At 45.0% G+C, this 24,068-nt stretch carries 23 protein-coding genes and 2 tRNA genes; 11 read left to right on the forward strand and 14 right to left on the reverse strand.

The genetic code is table 11. The annotated features are described in order from the left end of the window. Window positions 1–86: 86 nt before the first annotated feature. The gene (locus AAAA78_RS06520; RefSeq protein ID WP_340590980.1) at window positions 87–3,356 is read left to right on the forward strand and encodes an Ig-like domain-containing protein; all 3,270 of its coding nucleotides are present in this window, start codon (window positions 87–89) and stop codon (window positions 3,354–3,356) included. Between the two features lie 39 nt (window positions 3,357–3,395). Here AAAA78_RS06520 and AAAA78_RS06525 read toward each other — a convergent pair whose 3' ends face one another. After that, the gene (locus AAAA78_RS06525; protein ID WP_340590981.1) at window positions 3,396–3,908 is read right to left on the reverse strand and encodes a hypothetical protein; all 513 of its coding nucleotides are present in this window, start codon (window positions 3,906–3,908) and stop codon (window positions 3,396–3,398) included. Window positions 3,909–3,990: 82 nt separating this feature from the next. After that, window positions 3,991–4,443, reverse strand: coding sequence for an OsmC family protein (locus AAAA78_RS06530; RefSeq protein ID WP_340590982.1), 453 nt, complete (start codon window positions 4,441–4,443; stop codon window positions 3,991–3,993). Between the two features lie 128 nt (window positions 4,444–4,571). Between AAAA78_RS06530 and AAAA78_RS06535 the strand changes: the two genes are divergently transcribed. Both AAAA78_RS06535 and AAAA78_RS06540 read left to right on the forward strand, forming a co-directional pair. Continuing rightward, on the forward strand, window positions 4,572–4,841 hold the full coding sequence (locus tag AAAA78_RS06535) for a hypothetical protein (protein WP_340590983.1): 270 nt from the start codon (window positions 4,572–4,574) through the stop codon (window positions 4,839–4,841). A gap of 203 nt (window positions 4,842–5,044) precedes the next feature. Next, complete coding sequence (locus AAAA78_RS06540) at window positions 5,045–5,287, forward strand: BrnA antitoxin family protein (RefSeq protein WP_340590984.1); 243 nt, start codon at window positions 5,045–5,047, stop codon at window positions 5,285–5,287. On the opposite strand, the gene AAAA78_RS06545 is transcribed toward AAAA78_RS06540, so the two are convergent. Genes AAAA78_RS06545 through AAAA78_RS06560 form a run of 4 tightly spaced genes read right to left on the reverse strand, consistent with a single transcriptional unit; the run spans window position 5,284 to window position 10,357 of the window. Further along, window positions 5,284–5,934 carry a YkgJ family cysteine cluster protein gene (locus AAAA78_RS06545; RefSeq protein WP_340590985.1) on the reverse strand — a complete coding sequence of 217 codons (651 nt, stop codon included), beginning with the start codon at window positions 5,932–5,934 and terminating at the stop codon, window positions 5,284–5,286. The genes AAAA78_RS06540 and AAAA78_RS06545 overlap by 4 nt on opposite strands. 48 nt (window positions 5,935–5,982) lie before the next feature. Continuing rightward, a complete protein-coding gene (locus tag AAAA78_RS06550) occupies window positions 5,983–6,654 on the reverse strand; it encodes a glutathione S-transferase family protein (protein ID WP_340590986.1) in 672 nt (223 codons plus the stop codon). Next, window positions 6,651–7,163, reverse strand: a complete 513-nt coding sequence (locus AAAA78_RS06555) for a VOC family protein (RefSeq protein WP_340590987.1) — start codon at window positions 7,161–7,163, stop codon at window positions 6,651–6,653. Before AAAA78_RS06555 ends, AAAA78_RS06550 begins: the two co-directional genes overlap by 4 nt. A gap of 50 nt (window positions 7,164–7,213) precedes the next feature. Continuing rightward, on the reverse strand, window positions 7,214–10,357 hold the full coding sequence (locus tag AAAA78_RS06560; RefSeq protein WP_340590988.1) for a S8 family serine peptidase: 3,144 nt from the start codon (window positions 10,355–10,357) through the stop codon (window positions 7,214–7,216). Window positions 10,358–10,550: 193 nt separating this feature from the next. Between AAAA78_RS06560 and AAAA78_RS06565 the strand changes: the two genes are divergently transcribed. Next, window positions 10,551–11,285: a class I SAM-dependent methyltransferase gene (locus AAAA78_RS06565; RefSeq protein ID WP_340590989.1), complete on the forward strand. Its 735-nt coding sequence runs from the start codon at window positions 10,551–10,553 to the stop codon at window positions 11,283–11,285. A gap of 35 nt (window positions 11,286–11,320) precedes the next feature. Here the strand turns inward: AAAA78_RS06565 and AAAA78_RS06570 are convergent, their stop codons facing one another. Both AAAA78_RS06570 and AAAA78_RS06575 read right to left on the reverse strand, forming a co-directional pair. Further along, the gene (locus AAAA78_RS06570; protein ID WP_340590990.1) at window positions 11,321–12,274 is read right to left on the reverse strand and encodes an SRPBCC family protein; all 954 of its coding nucleotides are present in this window, start codon (window positions 12,272–12,274) and stop codon (window positions 11,321–11,323) included. Further along, window positions 12,258–12,626, reverse strand: coding sequence for an ArsR/SmtB family transcription factor (locus AAAA78_RS06575; RefSeq protein ID WP_340590991.1), 369 nt, complete (start codon window positions 12,624–12,626; stop codon window positions 12,258–12,260). The genes AAAA78_RS06570 and AAAA78_RS06575 overlap by 17 nt, the downstream gene beginning before the upstream one ends. A 199-nt stretch (window positions 12,627–12,825) precedes the next feature. Between AAAA78_RS06575 and AAAA78_RS06580 the strand changes: the two genes are divergently transcribed. After that, window positions 12,826–13,497: a hypothetical protein gene (locus AAAA78_RS06580; RefSeq protein ID WP_340590992.1), complete on the forward strand. Its 672-nt coding sequence runs from the start codon at window positions 12,826–12,828 to the stop codon at window positions 13,495–13,497. Between the two features lie 59 nt (window positions 13,498–13,556). Here AAAA78_RS06580 and AAAA78_RS06585 read toward each other — a convergent pair whose 3' ends face one another. Both AAAA78_RS06585 and AAAA78_RS06590 read right to left on the reverse strand, forming a co-directional pair. Continuing rightward, window positions 13,557–16,361, reverse strand: coding sequence for a hypothetical protein (locus AAAA78_RS06585; RefSeq protein WP_340590993.1), 2,805 nt, complete (start codon window positions 16,359–16,361; stop codon window positions 13,557–13,559). Between the two features lie 71 nt (window positions 16,362–16,432). Then, on the reverse strand, window positions 16,433–16,915 hold the full coding sequence (locus AAAA78_RS06590) for a hypothetical protein (protein WP_340590994.1): 483 nt from the start codon (window positions 16,913–16,915) through the stop codon (window positions 16,433–16,435). 244 nt (window positions 16,916–17,159) lie between these two features. Here AAAA78_RS06590 and AAAA78_RS06595 point away from each other — a divergent pair. The 3 genes from AAAA78_RS06595 to AAAA78_RS06605 all read left to right on the forward strand — a co-directional run bounded on the left by AAAA78_RS06595 (window position 17,160) and on the right by AAAA78_RS06605 (window position 18,084). Next, window positions 17,160–17,235: transfer RNA gene (locus AAAA78_RS06595), tRNA-Lys, on the forward strand. A 26-nt stretch (window positions 17,236–17,261) separates the two neighbouring features. Next, window positions 17,262–17,337, forward strand: a tRNA-Glu gene (locus AAAA78_RS06600). Window positions 17,338–17,487: 150 nt separating this feature from the next. Then, window positions 17,488–18,084, forward strand: a complete 597-nt coding sequence (locus AAAA78_RS06605) for a YdeI/OmpD-associated family protein (protein WP_340590995.1) — start codon at window positions 17,488–17,490, stop codon at window positions 18,082–18,084. A gap of 60 nt (window positions 18,085–18,144) precedes the next feature. On the opposite strand, the gene AAAA78_RS06610 is transcribed toward AAAA78_RS06605, so the two are convergent. The 3 genes from AAAA78_RS06610 to AAAA78_RS06620 form a co-directional block, all read right to left on the reverse strand. Continuing rightward, entirely contained in the window at window positions 18,145–19,443 is a 1,299-nt protein-coding gene (locus tag AAAA78_RS06610) for an adenylosuccinate synthase (RefSeq protein WP_340590996.1), read from the reverse strand. Between the two features lie 62 nt (window positions 19,444–19,505). Further along, entirely contained in the window at window positions 19,506–20,492 is a 987-nt protein-coding gene (locus AAAA78_RS06615; protein ID WP_340590997.1) for a D-2-hydroxyacid dehydrogenase, read from the reverse strand. Further along, entirely contained in the window at window positions 20,489–21,655 is a 1,167-nt protein-coding gene (locus AAAA78_RS06620) for a pyridoxal-phosphate-dependent aminotransferase family protein (RefSeq protein ID WP_340590998.1), read from the reverse strand. The genes AAAA78_RS06615 and AAAA78_RS06620 overlap by 4 nt, the downstream gene beginning before the upstream one ends. Before the next feature lie 65 nt (window positions 21,656–21,720). Between AAAA78_RS06620 and AAAA78_RS06625 the strand changes: the two genes are divergently transcribed. The 3 genes from AAAA78_RS06625 (at window position 21,721) to AAAA78_RS06635 (ending at window position 23,758) form a co-directional block, all read left to right on the forward strand. After that, on the forward strand, window positions 21,721–22,296 hold the full coding sequence (locus AAAA78_RS06625) for an LptE family protein (protein ID WP_295904464.1): 576 nt from the start codon (window positions 21,721–21,723) through the stop codon (window positions 22,294–22,296). A gap of 17 nt (window positions 22,297–22,313) precedes the next feature. After that, on the forward strand, window positions 22,314–23,336 hold the full coding sequence (gene holA / locus AAAA78_RS06630) for a DNA polymerase III subunit delta (protein WP_340590999.1): 1,023 nt from the start codon (window positions 22,314–22,316) through the stop codon (window positions 23,334–23,336). Between the two features lie 65 nt (window positions 23,337–23,401). Further along, window positions 23,402–23,758, forward strand: a complete 357-nt coding sequence (locus AAAA78_RS06635; RefSeq protein ID WP_340591000.1) for a PilZ domain-containing protein — start codon at window positions 23,402–23,404, stop codon at window positions 23,756–23,758. Here the strand turns inward: AAAA78_RS06635 and rpsT are convergent. Continuing rightward, on the reverse strand, window positions 23,751–24,014 hold the full coding sequence (rpsT, locus tag AAAA78_RS06640; protein ID WP_295904469.1) for a 30S ribosomal protein S20: 264 nt from the start codon (window positions 24,012–24,014) through the stop codon (window positions 23,751–23,753). The two genes, AAAA78_RS06635 and rpsT, sit on opposite strands and share 8 nt — an antisense overlap. Between the last annotated feature and the right edge of the window lie 54 nt (window positions 24,015–24,068).

The raw sequence follows: 24,068 nt of genomic DNA on the forward strand, positions 1-24,068 counted from the left end.
GTATCAACGTGATGCTTGTACGTACTATTTTATTTATCACATCTTTAGGATTGCTCTCTGGCTGTATGAATGCTAGCTGGGAGATATTGAGTTCAAAGCTTGAAAGTACAGCTTCGCTCAAACCTGCCTATAAACCGGCTGATATTGTCGAAGTTCGTTGGAAAACCAACGGTGGTAGCGTCACTCCGGATTATCTTCGTCTTGAATATTCCAATGACAGTGGCACAACGTGGACGACGGTGGAATCTCGCCTCGATAACGATGGTGAGTACGACTGGAATATCAGCACTTTGCCTGCAACGACTTATAAAGTTCGTCTGATCGCGGTTATCAAAGAAAGTTCAGAGACTATTGATCTAGGAAGTTTTCTTCTTGATGACCAAGTACCTGTTGCTGGTGCTGATCAAACCGTTTCTGTGACAGAAGACACGATCACTCCGTTTACAATTAATTCTCCTACCGAAAATGATCAATATCATATCGAGTTTGTGACCACTCCGACCAAAGGAACTTTGACGGGCTGTAAGAACGGTTCCAATATTTTGGCATGTGTCTATACTCCAAATCACGATAACGAGCTTGATGACTCTTTCACTTATAAAGTCGTCGATCGTGCGGGCAACCAATCTGCGGTTGCAACGGTGACTCTGGATTTACAACCGGTGAATGACGTTCCTGTGATCACGACTTTGGCTTGTGCCGCGACTATCGGAGAAAATCATAACTACTCTTGTATAATTACGGCAACGGATGTGGATTTGCCGGGGCCTGCGACTTTGACTTATAAATTCGATCCAGCTACAAGCTGCGGCCCTTGGCTTTCTATCAACGCCTCAACAGGTGAGGTGAGCGGAACTCCAAGTGGTTCTGAAGTCGGTACGAGTTGCCAAGTGGATGTCTATGCAGAAGATGATGTCGCTGGAGAAAGTGCGCGCTTCTCGTGGACAATCACTGTGGAAAATTCTCCGCCAATTATTAATGTCACGGGTGGACCTTATAGTATCTCTGAGGATGCGGCTTTGGCCGTCGTTATTCCTGGAGCCAATGTTTCCTCAATTGAAGAGGGCGGAGGCAGTGTTTATTCTCTGGTGACTCCTGTTGTTGCGGGTGATCGCTGCGAAGACCATGCGATGGCACCAACAGCGACAAATTATTCTATTGATGCTTCAACCGGTGAGTTCTCATTCCGTCCGGCAGCTGATTATCAAGGGACTTGTCAAATCCGTATTGCATTGACCGATACATTTCCTTCAACTGGATATGTTGATGTCGCAATTGATGTTGTGAACACTCAAGACGCTCCTGTGATTGCGGCGGCTCTGGCTCCGTGTTCTGCCTCAGCAACAGAAGATGTGGCTTACAATTGTGTCGTACCTGTGACGGACCCAGACCCTGAGAACGTGACAGTTATCAGGGATGCTTCAGATACCTGCACTTGGTTGACAGCGACTCCGTCTGCAAATGGAAGAACCGTGACGATTGCGGGAACTCCGACAAACGCCCACGTCGGCACTTGTACGCTCGCACTTTTGGCAACAGATCCTCAATCGGCAACGGATATGAAGTCATTGTCTATCACGGTTGCCAATGCGACTCCGACATTGACGATTGGAACGCCCGTAGTGTTGACCGAGGATGATCCAAGTTTTTCATCATTGGTTGAAGTTTTATCAGACGCTGCCGTGCAATCTCTGGATGAGACCATGGGGACTTATTCTTTAATTTATACGGGGCTCACCGGTACAGCTTGTAATGACTCATCTGTTGTTGCAACTCCCGCAACTGATTTTGTGATTGATCCAGGAACGGGAGCCGTCAGTATTAAGCCTCGTGCAGATTATTACGGAACTTGTTACGCAAAAATTCAATTTGATGATGGCAATGGAGCAGGGAACTCTGTAGTGAATCAGGAAATCGCGATCATTGTTAATCCTGTGAACGATGCGCCAACAATCACGGCTATTCCGACTGCACATGAAATTTTACTCAATCCATCCGGCAATACCAATTCAAGCTTTAATCTGACCGTAGATGTAGGGCCGCCGAATGAAAATGCACAGACAGTTTCGTTGATTTGTACAAATTCAAATACGTCACGCTTGACTGTGAATTGCTCGCAAACCCGCACAGGTGATGGAAACTTGACGGTGAATCTGACTGCAACAGCAGGTGTGGATTCTTCTGCTGTCGTGACAGTAAAAGTAAAAGACAGCGGCGGAGGAACAGATGAATCCGCTGTTGCGACGATCAACGTTTCGATGACGGATGCGGTGGTGTTGACGCCGATCGCGGCGGATGAATTAAATTACAACATTTATGACAAAGCTGTCGCACAATATAATTCCACAGTGGCTGCTTCCAATCGCACATTCGTAGTCACAGTCAATTCTGCCGTGAAAGTTTCAAGTAATGATCCGACATTACCTGCGATGAGAACGGGCAGTTTATCAACAGGCGCAAGAGTTCGTTTGATCAACAACGGTCAAATCATTGGCGCTTTTGGAACTGGTGGGCTTGCACCATCAGGGACAGCTGGTCCGCTCCGCATGGGACAAACCGGCGGAACTGCATTTAAGGTTGAAGCTCTCTATAACAACGTCACGATTCTCAACAACGGCGTTATTTACGGCGGCGGTGGTGGTGGCGGTCGTGGTGGTACTGACAACTTAGATGCGGGAGCTGGCGGAGCTGGTGGCGCGGGAGAAGGTCCTATGACATCGGCAGTCTCAGGAGCCGCTGGAGCAAGTTCTGGTGGTACTGGCGGTGCGGTAGGAACAGCGTCGGCAGGTGGGGCAACTCCTGTAGGAGACTATGCACCGGCACCAGCCGATGGGGGAGTCGCGCAAACAAGTGGATCCGCAGGCCAAGGCGGAAGTAGTTGCGTGATTGGAGCAGCCCAAGGCAATACGTCTGGCGAAGCAGATTTTGGCCGTGGCGGATTTGGAGCCGGATTTGGTGGTGGTGCGGGAGCTTGTTCGACAACATACGGAGGCGGCGGTGGTGGCGGTCACTATGGCGGCGGCGGCGGCGCTGGAGGTCTCGGAGATATGGGTTCTGGCGGTAACCTTAACTCAGATAGAAATGGCTATAATGGTGGACACGGTGGGGCTGCTATTGAAGTTCCGACATCAGTAAACAATCCTGGAGATATTAATGTTGTGATTACTCCTGGCGGTGGAAGTCAAATCGCTGGTTGCGTATGGAATGACCTTTCTGGAAAATACCTAACAAACATCGTTAGCGATAGCAATCCAAAGGACAGAGCCTTAACCTTCTCCTCAACAACAAGCCAAAGCGTCAACGCTCCAACCGGAATCAAATTCTGGAATAACGGCCGCGGTAAAGCGTATCGCTAAGAGGTACGCCGTACCTTTTCGAATTGCGGCGCATTCTAATTACAACTTATTCAATTGTCCTAAGCCTTGATCTAAATTCTTAAAGATCAAGCTTAACGCTTCTTCGTAAGCTTTCGTGATATCCACACTCATCTTAGCGCCAAATGGATTTTTCATTTCAAAGCAGCTCGAAGCTTCAGCTCCCAGTTTGGCTTTCTTAGGAATGGTCAAAGAGCTTGTGATTTTCACGCAGCCCTCTTTGTATTTGCCCATCTCTGTATTGTGAATTGTAAGAACAAGATCATTAGCTCCCGGAGTTGACACCGTTGTGCCTTCACGAGCCAATGCTTCCGTCACAGCACGCGTGATTTCCGAGCGCAACTCTGTGGATTGATTTTTATCATCTCGTTCATCAACGACACTAAGGGAAAGATTTCTTTTCGGAAGGCCGCTTAAAGCCGACACTTGAATGTTTTGTGACTTAATCGCAGGAACATCGCGAATGCTTTTGCCTGTGATCGCGCAAGAAGAAAGTAAAAGGGCAGAGCTGACTAAAACCAATGCTGTTTTCATAAAAGAATCCTTGTTGAATCCTTATTATGAAAACAGCGCTGATTTTTGTAAACAGTGAAACTTTTGTGACAGAGTGCTCCGCTTAATGCGAAGCACTTGTGCTATGCAAAGACTGGTGGAAATCCACATCCAAGGAAATTTTTAAATTCAAAGCTTTCGATACCGGGCAGTTGGCCTTTGCATCATTCGCAATGCTTTCAAATGTGCCTCGGTCAATATCGGGGACCTGCGCTCTGAGTCTCAGTTTGGAAGAAGTGATAGCGAACCCGTCGCCTTGTTTTTCCACTGTGACCGTGGCGGATGTTTCGAGGCTGTCGGCAATATAGCCCTTCTTGGCAAGCGCTCCGGACAGGGCCATTGTGAAGCAACTGGCGTGAGCCGCTGCGATCAACTCGTCGGGATTGGCTCCCGATGCTTCCCCGAAGCGCGTGGAAAAAGAATAGGGAGTGTTTCTTAAGACACCACTCTCGGTGCTGATTTCGCCTTTTCCATTTTGCAGATTGCCTCTCCAGACTGCGGTTGCTTTTCTATCCATAAGGACCTCCTGATTTGCAGAGGATTTTAATTCGCACGTCGACGAAGGAGTAGTCCGTCGTTAAAATACAAATATGTTAGACCACATGTTCAGGTTGCCCTTAACCCAGAAATCAAGTGAAATGAGCTATGAGCCTTACAGTCTTTTTTCAAAATTTAATTAAGAAAGTCGAAGAATCCGACATCGTCACCAACGCAGGAACGGATCAAGAAGGTTTTTATAAACCCACGCGCACAATTTTATTGCGTCATTTAAATCTACTGAAAGATCTTCACGGAAAGCCATTGGCAAAGCCTATGGTGCAAGCGTCCTGGAAATACGTCGTCGAACACCTGCCAGCAGAATGGCTCGTCCCCGAAGCCGAAGACCGCGAAGAACTCAAAAAAATCCTATCCTAAGCTCGGACATAAAGTCTTTCCAAATCTTACGTAATAAGAGCCACTTAAACACTGTTTTTGCAAAGTAAATTGGTTACTTAACCTTGTATTTACATCGTAATAACAGTGTGGTAATATGGACTTCGAGTGGGATGATGAAGGATTATTTCGGCGCGATCAGCAACTAAACATGAAGAGAAACAATACTCTTTTAGAGGATTTTTATGAAAAAAGAATACGACTTTTCCAAAGCTAAGAGAGGTAAAGTCGCTAAAGAAGTTAAAGTTCTCAAAACGGTTCGTCTTGATTCCGATGTTTTGCAATGGCTAGAAGAAGAAGGTGAAAGGCAGGGGATGGGCTATCAAACTTTCTTGAACTGGTTTTTAAAAAAGTCGATGGAAAATGAAGTCTCGTTAGAAGACAGAATTATCAAGCTTGAAAAGGCTGTCTTTGCTAAGAAGGCCTAACGAAGCTTCATCTCTAGCATTTTTGCCAGGGGACCGATTTCCACTTGCGGATCTTCATTCGCGGCGCTGATAAGCAGATCTACTTTGGGAAAATAACGAATCACGATTTTGCCGTCTTGAGTTTCACAGTTTTTTGCAGGTGACGTCACTGAGTGACGACGGCACATGACGGGACGGTTTTCATATATACTGCATGCGCCTTCGTTATTCAGAAAAATACAGCGGTTGGATAAATCACGAACCCCTTCGCGCCAAAGAGGATCTTGCAAAGTGCGCTGACTTTGCCGTTGCAAGCGCGAGCGTTCAATAGAATGACCTGCATGCACAAGGCTTCCCAAAATCTCTGCTTCATAACTCGTAATTTCCACTTCCATATGGCAGCACGCAGAGCATCCTTTTTGACAGGATGTTTCGATGTTAGCACTTTGAGCGATTTCATTTTCAACTAATTCATGCAATCTTTTGGCGCGGGAAGGACCGGCAGGAGACTTCTGCAGCTCAATACGCGCGGACTTTAGTTCTTCGCTTAAAGTTTCAAGAAAGGCCTCAAACACATCCAAAGAAAGCTCTTTTTCATAATCTAAAATGAACTTTTTTAAAGAGCGTGTGAGTTTTTTGTGCTGAGCAAAGAAAGAGTCCACATTCATATACTAAGCCTAGCTCTTTCTTTGCGGGAAAAAAATTAAATCAGAAGCTTACTTAAAAACTGGACTGTTGTTTTTCTCTTGCAGAGCTTCTTCCACCCAGAATTGCACGCCGTGATGTTCTTGAACGTTGTTCATATACTCAAGAGCCATTTTATCTTTGATCTGAACACCATAAGATAAGAAGCGAAAAACAATCGGAGCAAAGAAAGCATCGGCAATCGTGAAATCACCAAACAGATAAGGACCTTCGCTTTGTTTTAAAGCGATCTTCCACATTTCAAGAATGCGTTCGATATCAGCAATCGCACCGCGGGAAAGATGACGTGCTTTGGATTTCAATTGAATGTCCATACTGAGTTCGGCGCGCAGACTGGCGAAACCCGAATGCACTTCCGCCGTATAACTACGAGCGAGTGCGCGCAAAGCAGAATCCTCAGGCCATAATTTAGCTTCGGGAGAAAGTTCATGAAGGTATTCCGCGATCGCCAAAGAATCCCATACGATCACTTTCCCGTGTTTCAGGGCTGGGACTTTTTTAGAAGGAGAGTGCTTTAAAAGCTGCTCCACTGCTTTGGGGGAGTCCAATTTTATATTGATCTCTCGAAAAGGAAGCCCGGATTGCACAGCAACAAGCCACGCACGCATTGACCAGGAAGAGTAGGCTTTATCGCCAATAACAAGATCGAAAATGGGTTTGTCACTGTGTACGTGATAAGTCATGAGTGCTCCATAGCTAATTCTTTTCTGATTACTTCGCTTAAAGATTCCGGATGAAACTTGACGGCAAGTCCGTCATCAAACTTTAACTCTAACTCAGGATTTAAAGTTTTTTGCAGACCACTCGTGTTCCAAACAAGATCGGGATGTTTTTTCATAAGGGCTGAAATCAAATCACCAACAACAAACTCCACGTGTTCAAGGCCTTCAGGAACATCTTTGCCTTTTTTAGGGGCAGGAAGTTCAATCAAAAACAATTCGCGATTTTTATATTTTAAGGCGTGATGCAATTTAAAAGTGGCAATCGGTCGTCCATTCACATCGGCTTCTGTCAAAAGATCGCCGAACGTAAGCAACGCCGCTTTTTTGATTTCATATTGTTCAAGAGTGCTAACGCGGTAGCAGGCATGATCCATCTCAAAAGACGCAACATCAATTCCTGCATTTTGAATATTGGCAAAAATACGATCCAAAAAGGCCGTATAATCACCAATCACATTTTGAATAGGCATAAGCTCCTTGTACCAAGGAGCTTAAAAAGGTGCCAGGGGATTTTTTACGTCTAAGGTGCATCATAAGTCGCAGGCACAATCTGCGACTGAGCATCTTCAAGTAAAACATCGCGAACAGATTTGTTCTGAGGAGCATACAGGATCAAATCGCCTGAGCCATATCCCTTAAGTAAAGGAATCGTCACAGATTCTTTTCCGGTAAGCTCGATTTCTTCAGGCATCTGTGCATACGCTTGGGCATTTGGCGCTACAGAAATCTTCTCCCAACGATTTTCGTGACCTTCCAAATAATCATCGTATTCAATGGCACCGGCGTCTTGATGAGTCGTTGAAACTTTAATATTCAATTCACCAGTATCAGCCAACGCCAAAGCAGAGATATCCGCTTCGATGATCGCCAAAGTCGAGTTATCAAAAACGGCCATACCACGTTGATCGATAACCGCGTCTGTGTAGTCTTCTTTGGCTTTCTCTGGATTTGTTGAGAAATCCGTCTCAAATTTCTTGCGAAGCTCGCGCGCTGTTGCGCCATCAAGAAGAATGCTGACGAAAGTATCTCCGCTTAAGCCTGGAACATTTTCCGCAGGCAGACCTGCGATCTCCTGATCAGTCTTGCCATCTTTATCGGCATCAATCTGCACGTTGACTTCACAAGTGTCCCAAGTCGTTTGACCTTCGTAAAGTTTCACAGCGACTTGAAGAACGCGCACACCGTCTTTTTCAACAATACGGTAACCTGCAGATTGCATATCGCAGTTTCTATTGTGAGCAAGATCGGGCTTTGTATCTTTCTTACGAGCATCTTTGCCTAAAAGGTTGAAAAGGTAAGCAGTTCCTTTATTAATACCAGCATTTTCTAAAACCAGATCCACAGCACTTCCCGCTGCATCAGCAGGGGAGGTCGCCTGCACAGTCAAAGACTTGGCGCTGATTTGAGAAATTTGACGAGCGACTACAAGGGCAGGCAACTGTGCGACTTGTTCCTTTTCTGTTGAGAATACCAAGAAGCCATCAAGTTCATCATTGGCACTGTTCATCAAAGCAGCTGTGACCTTCGCAGAGACAACAACCTTTTGTGTCTCGCCCGGAGCTAACGTCACGGCTGAAGCAGAAACTTGCAAGCCTTTAGAACCTTTCCATTCAGGTTTTAAGGTTAAAGTTTCTGAGCTGATATTCTTCACGACAATTTCTTGGCGCAAAGTTTTTTGTTTTTCAATGTCCGTGATTCCAAAGGACAATGTCGCTGGGATTGTCACAACTTTCGCATTTAAAGATTCTGCAACTTGCACACGGCCCGCACCTTGGCGGCTTACAGTGTACTGATTCTTCTTCGCATCAGAAATAATTTTTCCGTGAGCTAAAAGAACAGATTTAAGTTCGTAAGGAGTCAAATTTTTGAACTTTTGCTTAAGCAAAGTCATGACACCCGCAATATGAGGACTCGCCATAGATGTCCCAGAGTTCAAGACACCTTTGTCTCCGCCACCCATCATCGCAGAAATAATATTTGAACCCGGTGCCGAGATTTCTGGCTTAATCAATCCGTCTTCAGAGCGAGGACCGCGAGAAGAGAACGGAGAAACCGTATCGGCCAACCAAGGCTTTTCAATTTTTGTAGCAGGTTTTAAATCAACAGTGACAGGACCTTGCTTTAATTTTTCTTTGATAAGATCGCCATCTTTTTTAGAAATCATGACGCCTGGAATGTCGAATTCTCCGTCGCCACCCATAACAATGGATTCGCCATCGGCATTATTGGCAACGATCACAGCAATAGCGCCATTGTCCTGTGCGCGTTTGATTTTGTCTGCGAAAGCCACCTTACCACGATCGATGAAAGCCACTTTGCCTTTGATCTGTTCTTTGATCGGAGATTCAAAATCCGCATCTGCAAAACCCAAAGAAATGATTTCGCCTTTAAGCTCAACAATGTCAGCCATAGGTTTTGTGATTGCGCCTTCCAAAGCTTCCGAAGTTAAGCTGTCATCAGTGAATTTAAATTCCACAGCAGGGAATTGTACGTTTTGATTTTGATTGTCGATGGTTGAAGCTACAGAAATTGCATCATCAGAAACACCCGGTGCACCAACGATGTAGCTTTTATCTCCATTGTTTCCAGCCGCGGCAACAACCACAGTTCCACCATGCACTAGATTGCGAATCGCGTGATTGTACATAATGTGCGGATTACCGTGACCACTTCCTAAAGAAAGATTCACGACATCCAATTGATTTTTAAAGCTTAAATCTCCTGTTGGATCTGCCGCATATTCAAGAGCCGCAATGACAACTTCATCACTTGTTGAACCTTTCGCGCCAAAGACTTTGATTGCATAAAGGTCCGCAGCCGGAGCCACACCACTGTAAGTATTTAATCCATCACCAAGACCCGCGACAGAGCCCGCCACGTGTGTTCCGTGTCCACCTTCATCCAAAGGATTCGCATCTGGAACGGGAATGCGTTTTTCAACGTCAGGAGAAGCAGAGTTGTACTCTGTCCCTACGATATCAATACCGCCAACAACTTTTCTATTCGGAAAAGCCGCATTGGGTTTTGCAGGATCATTATTTTTATAAGCCTCTTCCGTTCCTTCGCCTGTGAACATTTTGTGAGTGTAATCGATACCTGTATCGATGATGCCGACTCTCATTCCTTCACCATGAATGTTCTGAGCATAAGCCGCATCAGAACCGATGAAGTTCACAGATGTGTTTGCACCAACAAGACCTTTCGTGTCTGCTTCTTTAGCTTGAGGTCGCGCAAACGTTCCCGATTTTTCACCCATCACAACATTGGGAAGAGCTTTAATCGCCTCAAAAGCGTCAGCCGGAGCCCAGATCGCAAGACCATTGAGAACTAATTTATAGCGAATCAAAACACGAATCTTCGGAGAAATTTTTTGTAGCTCCGCGATCGTCTTATCTTGCTCTTGTTGAATCGCAGCTAAAAGGCGCTTGTCGATAACAAGCTCGCCATTTTGTCTTTTAGAAGTTTCAAGCAGCGCAGGATTTTGCAATTTAAGAATTGCAATCATCGGCTCTTCCACCTCAGGACGAGTAACGTAAAGCCCTTCTAGAAAGTCAGCACCTGTTAAGGTGCCTTTAGAAGATTTTGTACAGCCCGCGATCAACAATGCTGAAAGAAGCAGTGATGTAAAATATTTTGGCTGAGAGAGGTGGTTCTTTGTTCTCATTGGCGGCTCTTTCTTTTTAGTGTCATCTCGACACTGAATTACGGGCAAATGGACCTGCGTCGGTTGTATATCCAAGAAATATGCCGGAAGAAAGCACGTTTTTGACAATCTTTCAGGAGCTTTCTGGGACCAATATTGAAGCAGAATGTCAGAGATACTTGTGATTCAAACTCAAAGGAATTAGCTTTTAAGAATGGCGCAAAATAAATACGACGATCCCGATTTTTTCGCGAGCTACAGTAACATGCCTCGTTCGCAACAAGGACTTGAAGCTGCAGGGGAGTGGCATGTTCTGAGGACAATGCTTCCCGATTTTAAGGGAAAGACAGTTTTAGATCTCGGTTGCGGCTTTGGATGGCACTGTCGTTATGCGGTTGAGCAAGGGGCCGCCTCGGTTATTGGTGTCGACCTTTCAGAAAAAATGCTGAAGCGTGCTCAAGAGATGACGGCGGATTCGCGCATCACTTACCAGCGAGGTTCCATCGAAGGTGTCGAGTACAAAGAAAATCAATTCGACATTGTAATTAGCTCTCTAGCATTTCACTATATCGAAAACTTCGCAGAGCAATGCCGCAAAACTTATCGTTGGCTTAAACCCGGTGGCTCATTTGTGTTTTCCGTAGAGCATCCGATTTTTACTTCCTTAGAATCACAGAATTGGATTATCGGTCCGACGGGCGAGCGTCTGCACTGGCCTGTGGATAATTATCAGCTTGAAGGTCCCCGCAACACAAAATGGCTGACGGGAGATGTGACAAAATTCCATCGCACTTTTGCGACGTATATGAACTCCTTAGTGGAGGCCGGGTTTCAAATTAAAAAAGTGATTGAACCAGAGCCATCTCCAGAGATGTTAAATCAAATTCCAGAATTAAAAGATGAAATGCGCCGACCGATGTTCTTAATGGTCGCGGCAGTGAAGCCATAAAGACAGAGGCTCCGTGATGGAGCCTCTGTGTCCTGTTAAGCTTGTTTTTCTAAGTAATCTTCGAGTTTATCGAACGAACCTGTCCAGCCTTGAGTCATACCAGCTTTGGCTTTGATGAATGTCTCAAGCTCTTCTGGAGTGACGTTGCCAAAAGTTTCCCAAGTCACAGTCACTCGTGTTTGGTCGGGACCTTCCTCGCTAAGAACAACTGTTGTGAGCATCGTCTCGGGCCACGTCGGAGCCATTGGATGACGAGACGTATTTTCTTTCTCATCCGCAAATTGTTGCGTGTACTTGATACGATGTGGTTTTTCCATCTCTAGATACTGAGCCTTGCCGTACATTTTTACATCACCATTGGTCATAAAATAAAAAGTACTGCCGCCAGGTTTGATGTCTGAGCGAATGAACTCCATATTAAATCCCGCTGGAGCCAACCACTGCGAGAAATGTTTTGGATTCGTCCACATCTCATACATAAGACTGATCGGTGCATCGAAAGTTCTGTTGATAACAAACTGTTCTTTGCCTTCGGTCTCTTTTGCCAAGTATTCGGCCAAACGATCCCAAGTGGAATTTCCGCTGGCTTGTTTGATGAACTTGCGAGTTTGTTCAGCAGCTTCCGGAGTTGGCAAGGCCATGGTCATGTCCATTTTTGTTTTGCCTTTAAGCTCGGCAAACTCCACAGTCACGCGGAAAAGAGGCGGGCGGTCATCGTTGCCACCGTGGTCATAAACGAGACGAGAATATTTTTCGACCTCGTGATAGATTGTTTTATTTTCGTAGTTTGTGCCATCAGGACCGTGCATTGTATAAGCCCAATGACCTCCAGGTTTTAAATCTTTGCTGTGGGTTGTGATTGTAAAGCCACGCGGGCCCCACCATTGTGCTACTTGTTTTGGATCGGTCCATGCGTCCCAGACAAGTTTGACGGGAGCATCATAGAGACGAGTGATCTTGATCTCGTTAGATTTACTTTTTGCGGCCATGGTTTTTTCCTTTCGCTTTTTTCTTTTCAGCAGTCACAGTTTTTAAATAAGCATCCAGGCGATCGAAACTTTCTTCCCAGAAAATTCGATACTGCTCCATCCAATCGGAAGCCTCTTTCAAAGCTTCACCGTTGAGTTTGCAGGGGCGCCATTGGGCTTCTTTGGTTTTGGTGATGAGTCCCGCTTTTTCTAGAACCTTGAGATGTTTTGTGATGGCGGGGAGACTCATTTCATTCAGAAAAGGTTTTGCGAGATCGGAAACATTCGCTTCACCTTTTGAAAGGTGCGCAAGCATTGCGCGCCGAGTGGGATCGGCAAGAGCTGCGAATGTCTGGCTAAGATGGTCTTGCATATTTTACCCTTTGGTTAATTAACTTATAGGTTAAATATAGTCTGTAACAGAATAACTGTCAAGCGGGTAGGTAAGTGCTTGAAATGAGGACGCTATTGCTTGTTAAAAGTCAGATAAAGGTCGCGAAAAAGGTTCCCGGACCTTGAGGTCGTCTGCCATTGCACATTAACCTAGGGCTACTAACTAAAAGGATGCGTTTATGATGAAGTCTGTCTTGGTCGTGTTAGCGGCGGTGGTCGTTCCCTCTTCTTTTGCTTTCGCGAAAGAGATTCCTGTTCAGGGCCGTTTGTTTGCGGGTGTTTCCAGTATTAATCCTACGAACGTGAACGATACGATCGAAGCGCAAGGACTTAAGAAGTTAGATAATTACACTCGTCTTGGCATCGAGATCACGTACCCTTTGCATCGCTATTTGGACGTCGGTATTCGCTACACAAAAAGATTGGCTTCTGTTGAGGAAAATCCTGAAAGCAGCAGCACAGATTATAGCGCGAAGGTAGATCAAGATTCGATGCTGGTATTAGCACGTGTACCGATTGTGAAATCAGATTTGATTCACTTCGATGTGTTTGCCGGAGTCGGCGGAAGTAACACAACACTGAAAGTAAAAACCGCGAGCCAAGACGGCGAGTTCACCCGTCGTGCCGGCGGAGATTGGTTGGCAACACCTTATGCTTCCGCAGGAGCTTCATTTGCCATCGGTTACAAACAAGTTTACTTGGTTTTTGAAGGCGGCTATGAAACAAACAAAGTCGATGGCTTTAAACGCACGGGCTCAGCAAGCACGAGCATTGATACTTTGGATCTATCGGGATCTTATGTCTCGATCGGTTTGATATTTGATGGTGTACCGGGAACCGTCGGCAAATAGAATTTATTTTTTAAAGAACGTTCAGGAAAAAGCCCGATGGAAGCATCGGGCTTTTTAATTTAGTATGCCACAGAGGTTGCTAGGAAAAATTCACCTTTGACTTCATTATCCAAAAGTCTTTGAAGCACGCGTCCTCCGAAAGTCATCGGTAAGAAGCGTAGAATCACCGATTCAAATCTCAGTTCCGCTCCGTAACTGTTTAGTGTTGAATCAAGCTTTGTGCTTTGCACGTAAGTCGAATCAAAAAACACGGTAGAATACAATCTTCTTAAATAATACCAACCGCCAAGTGAAAGATCAGGATAGGCAACAGGGAAGACATAGTTCCCTGAAAGTTTTTGGAACTTCGGTACGTCTTTGTAAGCATATCCGCGCGAGAAAACATAACCCATGAAGGTACTCTCAGGAAGGAAGCGATAGCCTGTATCGGTCTGTCTTTGTTCATCGAGTGTGAATGCAAATCCGTCGTTGGCAAATATTCCCGGAGTTTGCAAGTTCGCCTCTTGCAGAATGCGGTACGAAGACTGCAAAGGGTCCGAAGGTTGGTCGGCGTCATCGTACTGGATTTCATAGCTTAAAAGCCAAGGTGCAATGATAGATCTGGCTTTGGGATCTTTACTCCATGAAAAGCCTAAAGATGAAGACGTTTTATAGAAATAGCTGCTGCCATTAAGTTTGAATTTGTTCAATTGGTACTCTGAAGTGTCCGTGTAAAAACCCTTCAAGCGTAAAAGAGCCGTGAAGTTATAAAGACCGCTTTTTTTGATGTAGGGAACGCTGACTCCAAGGCCAGCGGACTTCTCTGTCCACTCAAGCTCATCATCCGTATCGAAGTCCGTGACCTTGCGGCCGCGAGTTTCCACTTCAAGATTTAATAACGGATAATATTTTTTGATATCAAAACTAAGACTGCCAAAAGATTTCATCTCCTCGGCATCTGTTCCGATTTGGCCGGTGAATCCTAAAGTTCGAAGATAGTTGTCCGTTTTTATAACCAATCCGCCACCGCGACCGACATTTAGCCCCCATGTGTGAGGAATTATGAGTCTTCTATCAAAGTCGCCGTAAGGTGCTGCATTATATTTTTCCGCATTCTTCGTGTAAAGAGATTCCTGCTCTGGAAAACTTTGAGGAGGGAAGTCATTATAATTATCCGAAGGGGATTTATCGAGATAGTTAAAATCAACAAGCTCTTTAGCCGAGAAAGTTTGGCAATCCGACAAGTTTGCCGTTGCAACAGAGGAACCATAGGTATCCATATTGCTATAATAAAGCTGAGTTCCATCCGACGAAGGCATATAAGCGCCCAGTTTTGAGTGCGTGCACTGAGCAAGGCCCGAGCCGTTCATCATAAAGATTTCGTTATGCCCTTTGTATTGAGCTTCAAAGAAAACATTTTTGTTTTTATCAACATGCAAAGAATAAAGAAGATTGCGCGATGGCGGAACAAGAACGCTTTCGACAGCTTTCTTTTGTAAATCCACCGTAACAATGGACTTATAACCAGTTTTGTTTTCAATGATCGCGACAGCAGTCTGATCATTCAGATAGCGGGCCTCTGAAACTTTCGAGTTCGGAAGAGAAACCGTCTGAAGAAGATTTCCTTGTAAGTCAAATTCAGAAAGATTCCACGATTGATCAGGCCTAAAATCCGTCGCAAGAATTTTTGTTTCTGTTTCATTCAAACTTGGATTGTAAAGAATCTGACCGTGAGTGAATTTGTTTTTCTTTCCGGTTTTGAGATCCAGCAACACCAACTCAGAAAAACCTTTGTGAGCATAGCGTTTGTCAGGATTAAACTCCGTCATCACTGCTTTGTTTTTTCCAATATTCAATTGCATGAACTCTTTATTAAAAGAAATCTCGGCGATTTTTTCTTTTTGTCCGTTTTCTTCTTTATAAAGTGTCGGGTAGGTGTCCAGAGTCTGACCGACGTAGTAAAGAGTACTTCCCACTTTCACTGGAACCAGATTTTCGCGGAAGTCGACTTTGGCTTCGCCAGCCGGAGGAGCATCTGCCGCCCTTTTTGTTTTTAGATCGTTCATCGCTTCATTGTAGAAGTCGCGGAAATCTTGCCCTGTCACGCGTTTAAACGAAACGTAAAGACGCAAGGGAATCGGAAATCTCGAGACATCTTCAAGAACGTATTTCCAAAGTTCTTCGCCGTACTTGTTCGTACCGTAAGAAATAAGCGCGTAACCGTAGACGTATTGATTAGGAAGATTTGTTTTGTAAGTTCCACTTAAGAACTCGTCATATGTTGGAATCTCACCGCTTAAAACAAGCGCTTTAAGTCTTGCCATAAAGCGTGGCGAGCGTCCACGACCGGCGTCAGTGTATTTCGTCTCTGTCCAAACCGCATCGCCTTCCATAAACCAAGAAGGAATTGAAAGAGCCGTTGCCAATTGAACTCCCATATCTCCCATTATGTAGTAGAGAAATCTTGTTCCGCGATGATTGAAGTGATCAAACTGATTGACGTGACGATATTCATGAATGGACAGAGTTTGATACCACTCCGTCGTCCCAACAAAAGGAAAGAAGGTGGAAGACGTGAACCATTCACTTCGTCTTGGTGCAAGCGTAACAAAGCCGTTGGGAAGTGCGATTTGCGGGCGAATCACAAGGCTGAATTGCTCGGGCTTTTCAATACCGTAAGTTTGTCCTACGAACTTCGAGTAATGCTCGACAAGATTTGCGATGTAAACAGACTCGGCCTGTAAATAATCGGGATAGATCACTTGCACAGAGTCGTTAGAAATTGTTTCCCACTTAATAGACGGAGGACTTTGCGCGAGATCAAGTTGCGCATGGGCCGCTGTGGTCGTGAGGAGCAAAAGAAGACAGATGAAATGAATTCTCATTGGAGTATCCTTGTGAAAATACAAGCATACACATAACTTAGTTTAAATCGAGTCGCAACTAAGTGCGTCTCTTAATTCGTTAGAGTTCTAAGCGTCCTAAGCTGTAAAAACGAACCAACAAGAAAAAGCACAAACCAGAAAGAAATAAATCCGGCGACCAAAGGATCTTGCGGTCCCGCAGCCCAAGGCGCACCCACAGGCAAGCGAGTTAGAACTTCCAGTGTTGCGGGAACCAGCGAAAGAAAGAAACTGAAAGAGAGTGCGAGCGTTTGAATCTCTTTGCCGAACTTTATTTGTTTTGCCTCTAAAATCCAACCGACAGAAAGGCATGCAAGCACAAGGATCGCAACGGCGTGACCCGGGTTGAAGCCTCCTAATTTGGAAAGACCAAATGAAGTGAAGCATGTGATGATTGTCGTGAGATAATAAAGTTTCCCGGTGGATGATTGCGGAGTGATTTTCCCATAGCGGAAAAGATCGAAAAGTCCGCTAGCGATCGCGATCAAACTAATCAGTGTGTGAGCGCTTCCAAGATTAGAGAGATTAAGTCCCATTTTGTTTCCTTGTGAGGGTTGCATGGCAACATATCATAAATAAGAGGGCAGAGAAGGCTTGTGTTTGAATCCGTTTTTGACCAATCTTTAAGCATAGTTAAGTCTTTTTCGGAAGTGTTGCCCATGGCTTAAGCAAAGCCCCAGAAATGCAGCAAAAAAACTTTAAATTTTTTAAAAAACTGCAAGAAATCGTATTGACTTTGTCCCCCGCTTACTACAAATTAGCACTTCCTAAACGGACAGTGGTTCGCTAGCTCAGCTGGTAGAGCACTTCACTTTTAATGAAGGGGTCGATGGTTCGAATCCATCGCGAGCCACCATTTTTTGTTCGTTGTTTTCTCTACACGTTCCCATCGTCTAGGGGCCTAGGACACCTCCCTTTCACGGAGGATACAGGGGTTCAAATCCCCTTGGGAACGCCAACTTTTCTCACTGATCCTGTTTCTCTTACGCTTCACCTGATTTTGAAACGTTCTGATTCACTTCGGCTCCGCCGAAGTAGTGTTTTTCTTTCTATTTGCTGAGGCACCAACTTATTTGCACAAATATTTCAATTAGCTATATTGAATACTATGACTAATGTTCGAGCCAAGAAAAAATCTAATCAAAAAGATGTTCTTTCTTTCGCTTCGGCGAAGCAGTGGCAATCGTGGCTGAGGTTGAACCATACTCGCTCAAGCGGAGTGTGGCTTCAGTTGCAGAAAAAGAGTTCCACCGAAAAATCTCCGACTTATGCTGAAGCGCTCGACGTTGCTCTTTGCTATGGCTGGATCGATGGACAGAAAAAAGCTTATGACGAAAATTCTTGGCTGCAGAGATTCACGCCCAGACGTCCTCGAAGTATTTGGTCAAAAAAGAACACGGAGCATGCTGAGCGACTTATGCGTGCTGGAAAAATGAAGAAGGCGGGACTTGCTGAAATCGAAGCTGCCAAGAAGGATGGACGCTGGAAGGCGGCTTATGATTCTCCAAGCAAAGCGACCATTCCGGAGGATTTTCTTAAGGCTCTGAAGAAGAATAAAAAAGCGGAAGCATTTTTTAATTCGCTGAACAAAACAAATCTCTTCTCGATAGCTTATCGACTTCAAACGGCCAAGACGCCTGAAACTCGTCAAAAGAGGATGAAGTTAATTTTGGAAATGATGGCGAAAGGCGAGAAGTTCCATTAAAAAAGAAGCCGAGCATCATTCCGCTCGACTTCTTTATTAAAAAATATATTCTCGAAAACCTTAGTTGTTAAACAAAGGCTTCACCCACAAAGTCTGCTCACGACCAGGACCTACAGAGATCACATCAATCGGAGTTCCCAATTGAGAACCCAAGTAATCAATGTAATTCGTTGTCGGTCTTGGCAAATCAGAAAGCGTTTTCACTTTCGTCAAATCTTCTTTCCAACCAGGAATCCACTCGATCACTGGCTCCACTTTCGCAAGCTCATAAGGAGACGTCGGAAGCTCAGTCACGATCTCGCCGTTGATTTTGTAAGCAGTGCACACGCCAATACGATCATGACCCGTCAACACGTCCAACTTCATCATCGCAAGGTTCGTAATGCCGTTCACACGGATCGCATACTTCAAAGCCACAAGGTCCAACCAACCGCAACGACGCGCACGTCCTGTTGTAGAGCCAAACTCATGACCGTCAGCTTGGATTTTTTGTCCTACTTCATCTGTCAACTCAGTCGGGAACGGACCGCCACCCACGCGAGTTGCGTAAGCTTTGAAGACACCGATGACTTTTTGAATATTCATCGGACCAATACCGGCACTTGCACACGCATTAGCAGACAATGTTGAAGAGCTTGTCACGAACGGATAAGTTCCGTGCATGATATCTAACATTGTTCCTTGAGCGCCTTCAAAAAGAACTCTCTTACCGGCCTTCAAGTTTTTAGAAATAAATAATGAAGCATCTTTTGTGCGGTACGGAGCCAACTCCTCCGCCACTTTTTCAAGATCCGCCATGATATCTTCAAGCTTGAAACCTTTTGTTTTGTAGTAGTTCTCAAGCATGAAGTTTTTCTCGCGCAAAGCGAGTTCAATTTTGGCTTTCAAAGATTCACGATCAAAGATATCGCCGAACAAAACCGCTCTGCGAGAAGCGCGGTCTTCGTAAGCAGGACCGATACCTTTTCCGGTTGTTCCGATTTTGCTGTCGTCCAGAGCTGCTTCACGAGCGGCATCCAAAGCTTTGTGATAAGGAAGAATGATTGTCGCCGTGTCAGCGATCATCAATTGTTTTGGATTTTGCAAAAGGCCTGAGTCTTTTAATTTTTTGATTTCATCGCGAATTGCGAAAAGATCAACAACGACTCCCGGAGCAATCACGCATGTTGTTTCAGGTCTTAAGATACCACTTGGAACCAAGTGAAGAATTGTTTTTTGACCGTTCACCACCAGAGTGTGGCCCGCATTGGCTCCGCCTTGGTAGCGAACAACCATGTCGGCTTTTTCAGCGAACACGTCAATGAGTTTACCTTTACCTTCATCGCCCCATTGGGCTCCGACAACAACAATACCTGCCATGGAAAAATCCCCTCAAAAAAGACCCTAGAAAATGTCTCTTAAGAGAGGAGCCGAGGCAAGTTTTATTCGCCTTTAAATGGAGCCGCTCCATACCAAGGGGCTCTTGGGGGGAGGGTGTCAGAGGTCGAGCCGTCCACAAAGAACGCCATAAGCTTATTAGCTGCAACCTGGGACGCTTTAAAAAACGCATCTTCCGTATTTGCTCCAATATGGGGAGTCAAAACAACATTTGGATAAGTCAAAAGTTTGGAATTTCTTTGCAGAGGTTCTTTCTCAAATACGTCCAAACCGACGGACCGCAGCCAGCCGTTTTCGATGGCCTCGCAGAGATCATTTTCGTTGATCACCGACCCGCGCGACGTATTGATCAAAATAATGCCGCGATGAATGTATTCAAACTGGGAGCGGTTGAGCATATGCTCAGTTTCTAAAGTTTTGGGGACATGGAAGCTCACGATATCCGCCGTTTTCAAAACTTCCTCATAACTTAAACGAGGAATTTTCAGACGTTCAAATACAGAATCTTCCTGGTAAGGATCATAAGCCACGATGTTCATACCGAAAGCCTGCGCAATTTCAGCGACGCGAGTTCCGATGCGACCTAAGCCGATAATTCCATAATTGCGACCCGCAAGCTCAATGCCCGTAATTAAATCGCGTTTCCATTCTCCGGCTTTCACCATTTTGTGCGCCTGTTGAATGTTGTTCACACAATTAAGAACCAATCCCCAAGTGAGTTGCGCGGCAGATTCAACGTTCGCAGATGGAGTGTGCATCACAGTGACACCCCATTTTTGAGTCGCCTCCAGATCAATATGATCAAACCCACTTGTGCAGGTAATAATCAATTGCAACTGACGGGCCTTTTTTAAAAGTTCTTCATCAATGCGTGTGCGACTGCGAATGATCAGCGCATTAGCACTAACCAAATGTTCTAAAGGCAGATGGTGAGGATGATCTGCACGCACCACTTCAAAATGACTATGCTGTTGCAAGTACAAGAAACTATCTTGCGCAAAGCGATCCGTGATTAAGATTTTCTTCTTCATGGATTTTGCTCCAAATAATTCTTAGCCTCTTGCGCGATGTTGGAAACGTGTTCTAGCGACATAAAGTCCGGATCAAAGTGGCGCAAAGTATGACCTAAACATTCAATCAAACGCACTTGCTCATGATCTTGGATGTAGCCCATATGGCCGATGCGAATGATCTTTCCCTTGGCCTGATCTTGTCCGCCCATGATTGTGATGTTATGAACTTGCTCCAAGTGCAAACGAATTTTCTGTCCATCCATTTGCGGAGGAACAACCAAAGCAGTCACAGAATCACTCGGAGATTTCGCATAAAGCGTGAAACCCAGTTTTTGTCCGAACTGACGAGTAAACTCCGCGCGACGATGAATATCGTCGAAAAGTTTATTCAAACCTTGGGCATTGATCAGATTTAAAACCACATCCAAAGCGCGAATGATCGCGACATTGGAAGAATAAAAAGTTTCTCCTGCGCCATTGGCTTTTTTCTCTTTACGAAGATCAAAATAAAATCTTGGACACTTCGCTTGATCGACAAACTTCCAGGCTTTTTGAGAGTAGGCGACAAAGGCCATTCCCGTTGGAAGCATAAAAGCTTTTTGCGAACCTGCGACAATTCCGTCAATACCCCAAGCATCCATCGGAATTTCGTAAGCACCTAAAGCGGTGATAGCGTCGACTAAAAATAAAGTCTCAGAATAATTTTTAACAACAGCCGCAATGTCCTTAATCGGATGAGATACAGCCGTGCTGGTTTCGCAAGCCTGGCAAAGAACCGCGCGAGTGTCGGGATTTTTTTTCAACAGCTCTTCAACATCAGAAACTTTGACAGCCTCGCCCCAGGGAACATCGATTGTTAGAATATTGGCGCCAAAAGTTTTTGCCATCTCGGCCCAACGCTCACCGAATTTGCCTGAAACAATGGCAATGACTTTCTCTCCCGGAGAAAGAATGTTCACCAGAAGTGCTTCCATCCCGCCGGAACCTGTTGCCGTCAAAAGATAAACTTCTTCGCTCGTTTGAAAAACGGTTTTAATTCCGGTCAAAACTCTTTTGAGAATTTTATCGAATTCCGGAGTGCGATGGTGAATCATAGGAAGTGCCAAAGCTTTGCGCACCTCAGGATGGAGGTTCACGGGGCCCGGCGCCAATAAACTGTATTCGTCAGTGAGAGATGTCATTTTTCTTCCTTGATAGTCGCCATTTTTGAGATGACTTCTCCCTAATTTTATACTCAACTGGGGTCGTGGACGCAATCTTTAAAGGTCTTCTCATTCTGGCAGTTTCTCTCTCTGGTTTGCTCACAGGTTGCGCATACCGTTTGGGGGCTGCGACTCGCAGCATTCCTGGTGGTTATCGCCAGATCTCGGTCCCGGTTTTTAAAAATAAAACTCAAGAAACGGGGATCGAAGTCGCTTTCACAAATGCTTTAATTCAAGAGTTCCAACGTTCGCGCATTGCTCGTGTTGTGGACAATTCTTTATCTGAAGTGGCTGTGGTGGGACAAATCGATACGATTCAGTACTTACCAAGTTCGCCACGAAAAGAAGGGGAGTTGTATCTTCCTAAAGGCACCGTCATTGCGTCAGAATATCGCATCCTTCTTACAGTGACTGTCAAAGTTGTAAGACAGGCGGACGGAACGGAACTTTGGAGTGGATCGTTCAGCGGAGAGCGTACTTATGTAGCACCTCAGGTGACGCTCGCGGGCGTGAACTCCGTAAATCCTCTTTACAATCTTTCTGCGCGAAGGCAGAACATTGACGTCATGGCTAACGACATTATGACGGAAGCGCATGATCGTATTACTGAAAATTTCTAATAGGGTTTAGCAACTAGATGGCACTCATTGATGCGCAAAAATTTTATAAAGATCTTGAAAAAGGTCAGCTTGCGCCCTTGTACTTCCTTTTCGGGGAAGAGCCTTATCTCCTGAACCAATCTGTAGAACGTTTTAAATACGCCGTTCTCACAGAGGGCGCGGTTGATTTCAACTACAGTCTTTTCTATGCAAGCGACGCTGATGTGAATGTCGTACGCGATGCTGTTGAAACTTTGCCGATGATGGCGGCTCGTCGTCTGATTATTTTAAAAGAAGCGCAAGAACTGACAGATAAAGAATGGGCAGAGCTTGAAACTTTAATTGAAACACCTGTCGACAGTTCTGTTTTCGTGATCTTGGCTTCGCGTGTAGATAAAAGAAAAAAACAAATTCGTTTGTTGCTCGATAAAGCCGACTGTGTCGAATTTAAAAAGCCTTACGAAAATCAAATTCCTTCTTGGATCAATTACATCGCGCAATCTTTGGGGCTAACGATCAGCAATGATGCGATTCAATTGCTTCACAAACTTGTGGGTCATCATCTGACGGAAATCGAATCCGAATTAAAAAAACTTGGTGATTTCGTCGGCGGCAATCGTCGCATTGAAATGGCCGATGTCGCGCAAGCAGTGTCGCGCTCTAAAGAAGAAAACGTTTTTGATTTTACAAAAGCCATTGGTGAAAATGATCGCGTCAAAGCTTTGGAGCATTTGGTTCATTTGCTCGATCAGGGACAAAACGAGATTGGTATTATCTCTTTGGTGGCCCGCCATGTGCGCATTCTTTTGACTCTAAAAAGAGGAGCCGAAGAAGGCCTTCATGGAGCTAAGCTTGCTCACTATGCGCAAGTGCCGCCATACTTCTTAGAAAGCTACTTGGATCAATCCCGACTTTGGACGATGAAGAAGCTAGAGCAAACATTGGTGGTGCTCTCTGAGACGGATAAGGCTTTGAAGTCGTCTCCGCTTTCAAGTCACATCTGGCTTGAGAACATGGTTCTTAAGACATGCGGCTCGAACTCGTCTTACTCGTTAAGCTAAGACTATAGTCCAGCATCTCAGCCCGACAATTTAGTTTTCCCTTCAAGATTCCGATAAGAATCCTGATGAACAAGCCATTTGAAGATAAAGGTTATTTCCGCCGTCAGTATCCACGTCGCGCGATGAAACGCAAAGTAGGTGTCCTTTGTGATGGATCTTATTTTGTGTGTGATTCCGGAGAAGTGGGCGAGGGTGGCATGTCGATTCTCTCAGAGTATGTCCTGAGTGAAGGCCACGAGCTTGTTGTCAGCTTTCAAGTTCCCGGTGGGGACTTCGTTTTCTTACGCGGTGTCGTTCGCTCCACGCAAAAAAAAGAGGGTGACCAAAGAGTCACCCACGGCTTGAGCTTTAACGAGATCGAATTCGCTATCAAAAGACAAATCCGATCTTTCGTATCAGCAAGAACAGACGCGATTACTTAGTTGCAGAAACGCGTGTAGAAAGGCGGCTGATTTTACGAGAAGCCGTTTCTTTCTTAATAACGCCAGTTTTAGCAGCTTTCATTACTTGAGCAGTGAACTTCTTCAACAACTCAGGAAGAGCTTTAACATCTTTAGCTTGAATAGCTTTTACCAAGCTTTTTTCTACAGTTTTAACAGTGCTTTTGCGAGCGTTGTTAACAGCAGTTTTACGGATAGACTGACGAGCTCTTTTTGCTGCAGACTTATGATTTGCCAAGGGATAACCTCCACAGTAATCTTATTTAAACAGAAACAAAGGGATTAACATAGG

This window comes from Bdellovibrio sp. BCCA (assembly GCF_037996825.1).
Classification (GTDB): Bacteria; Bdellovibrionota; Bdellovibrionia; order Bdellovibrionales; family Bdellovibrionaceae; genus Bdellovibrio.

What these genes read in the sequence shown, in the direction of transcription:
- AAAA78_RS06580 (WP_340590992.1), top strand. Translation starts at nt 12,826, where the DNA reads ATGATGAAGTCTGTCTTGGTCGTGTTAGCGGCGGTGGTCGTTCCCTCT.
- AAAA78_RS06535 (WP_340590983.1), top strand. Translation starts at nt 4,572, where the DNA reads ATGAGCCTTACAGTCTTTTTTCAAAATTTAATTAAGAAAGTCGAAGAA.
- AAAA78_RS06545 (WP_340590985.1), bottom strand. Translation starts at nt 5,934, where the DNA reads ATGAATGTGGACTCTTTCTTTGCTCAGCACAAAAAACTCACACGCTCT.
- AAAA78_RS06560 (WP_340590988.1), bottom strand. Translation starts at nt 10,357, where the DNA reads ATGAGAACAAAGAACCACCTCTCTCAGCCAAAATATTTTACATCACTG.
- AAAA78_RS06570 (WP_340590990.1), bottom strand. Translation starts at nt 12,274, where the DNA reads ATGGCCGCAAAAAGTAAATCTAACGAGATCAAGATCACTCGTCTCTAT.
- AAAA78_RS06555 (WP_340590987.1), bottom strand. Translation starts at nt 7,163, where the DNA reads ATGCCTATTCAAAATGTGATTGGTGATTATACGGCCTTTTTGGATCGT.
- AAAA78_RS06610 (WP_340590996.1), bottom strand. Translation starts at nt 19,443, where the DNA reads ATGGCAGGTATTGTTGTTGTCGGAGCCCAATGGGGCGATGAAGGTAAA.
- holA (WP_340590999.1), top strand. Translation starts at nt 22,314, where the DNA reads ATGGCACTCATTGATGCGCAAAAATTTTATAAAGATCTTGAAAAAGGT.
- AAAA78_RS06525 (WP_340590981.1), bottom strand. Translation starts at nt 3,908, where the DNA reads ATGAAAACAGCATTGGTTTTAGTCAGCTCTGCCCTTTTACTTTCTTCT.
- AAAA78_RS06550 (WP_340590986.1), bottom strand. Translation starts at nt 6,654, where the DNA reads ATGACTTATCACGTACACAGTGACAAACCCATTTTCGATCTTGTTATT.
- AAAA78_RS06530 (WP_340590982.1), bottom strand. Translation starts at nt 4,443, where the DNA reads ATGGATAGAAAAGCAACCGCAGTCTGGAGAGGCAATCTGCAAAATGGA.
- AAAA78_RS06615 (WP_340590997.1), bottom strand. Translation starts at nt 20,492, where the DNA reads ATGAAGAAGAAAATCTTAATCACGGATCGCTTTGCGCAAGATAGTTTC.
- AAAA78_RS06575 (WP_340590991.1), bottom strand. Translation starts at nt 12,626, where the DNA reads ATGCAAGACCATCTTAGCCAGACATTCGCAGCTCTTGCCGATCCCACT.
- AAAA78_RS06540 (WP_340590984.1), top strand. Translation starts at nt 5,045, where the DNA reads ATGAAAAAAGAATACGACTTTTCCAAAGCTAAGAGAGGTAAAGTCGCT.
- AAAA78_RS06565 (WP_340590989.1), top strand. Translation starts at nt 10,551, where the DNA reads ATGGCGCAAAATAAATACGACGATCCCGATTTTTTCGCGAGCTACAGT.
- AAAA78_RS06605 (WP_340590995.1), top strand. Translation starts at nt 17,488, where the DNA reads ATGACTAATGTTCGAGCCAAGAAAAAATCTAATCAAAAAGATGTTCTT.
- AAAA78_RS06620 (WP_340590998.1), bottom strand. Translation starts at nt 21,655, where the DNA reads ATGACATCTCTCACTGACGAATACAGTTTATTGGCGCCGGGCCCCGTG.
- AAAA78_RS06585 (WP_340590993.1), bottom strand. Translation starts at nt 16,361, where the DNA reads ATGAGAATTCATTTCATCTGTCTTCTTTTGCTCCTCACGACCACAGCG.
- AAAA78_RS06590 (WP_340590994.1), bottom strand. Translation starts at nt 16,915, where the DNA reads ATGGGACTTAATCTCTCTAATCTTGGAAGCGCTCACACACTGATTAGT.
- AAAA78_RS06635 (WP_340591000.1), top strand. Translation starts at nt 23,402, where the DNA reads ATGAACAAGCCATTTGAAGATAAAGGTTATTTCCGCCGTCAGTATCCA.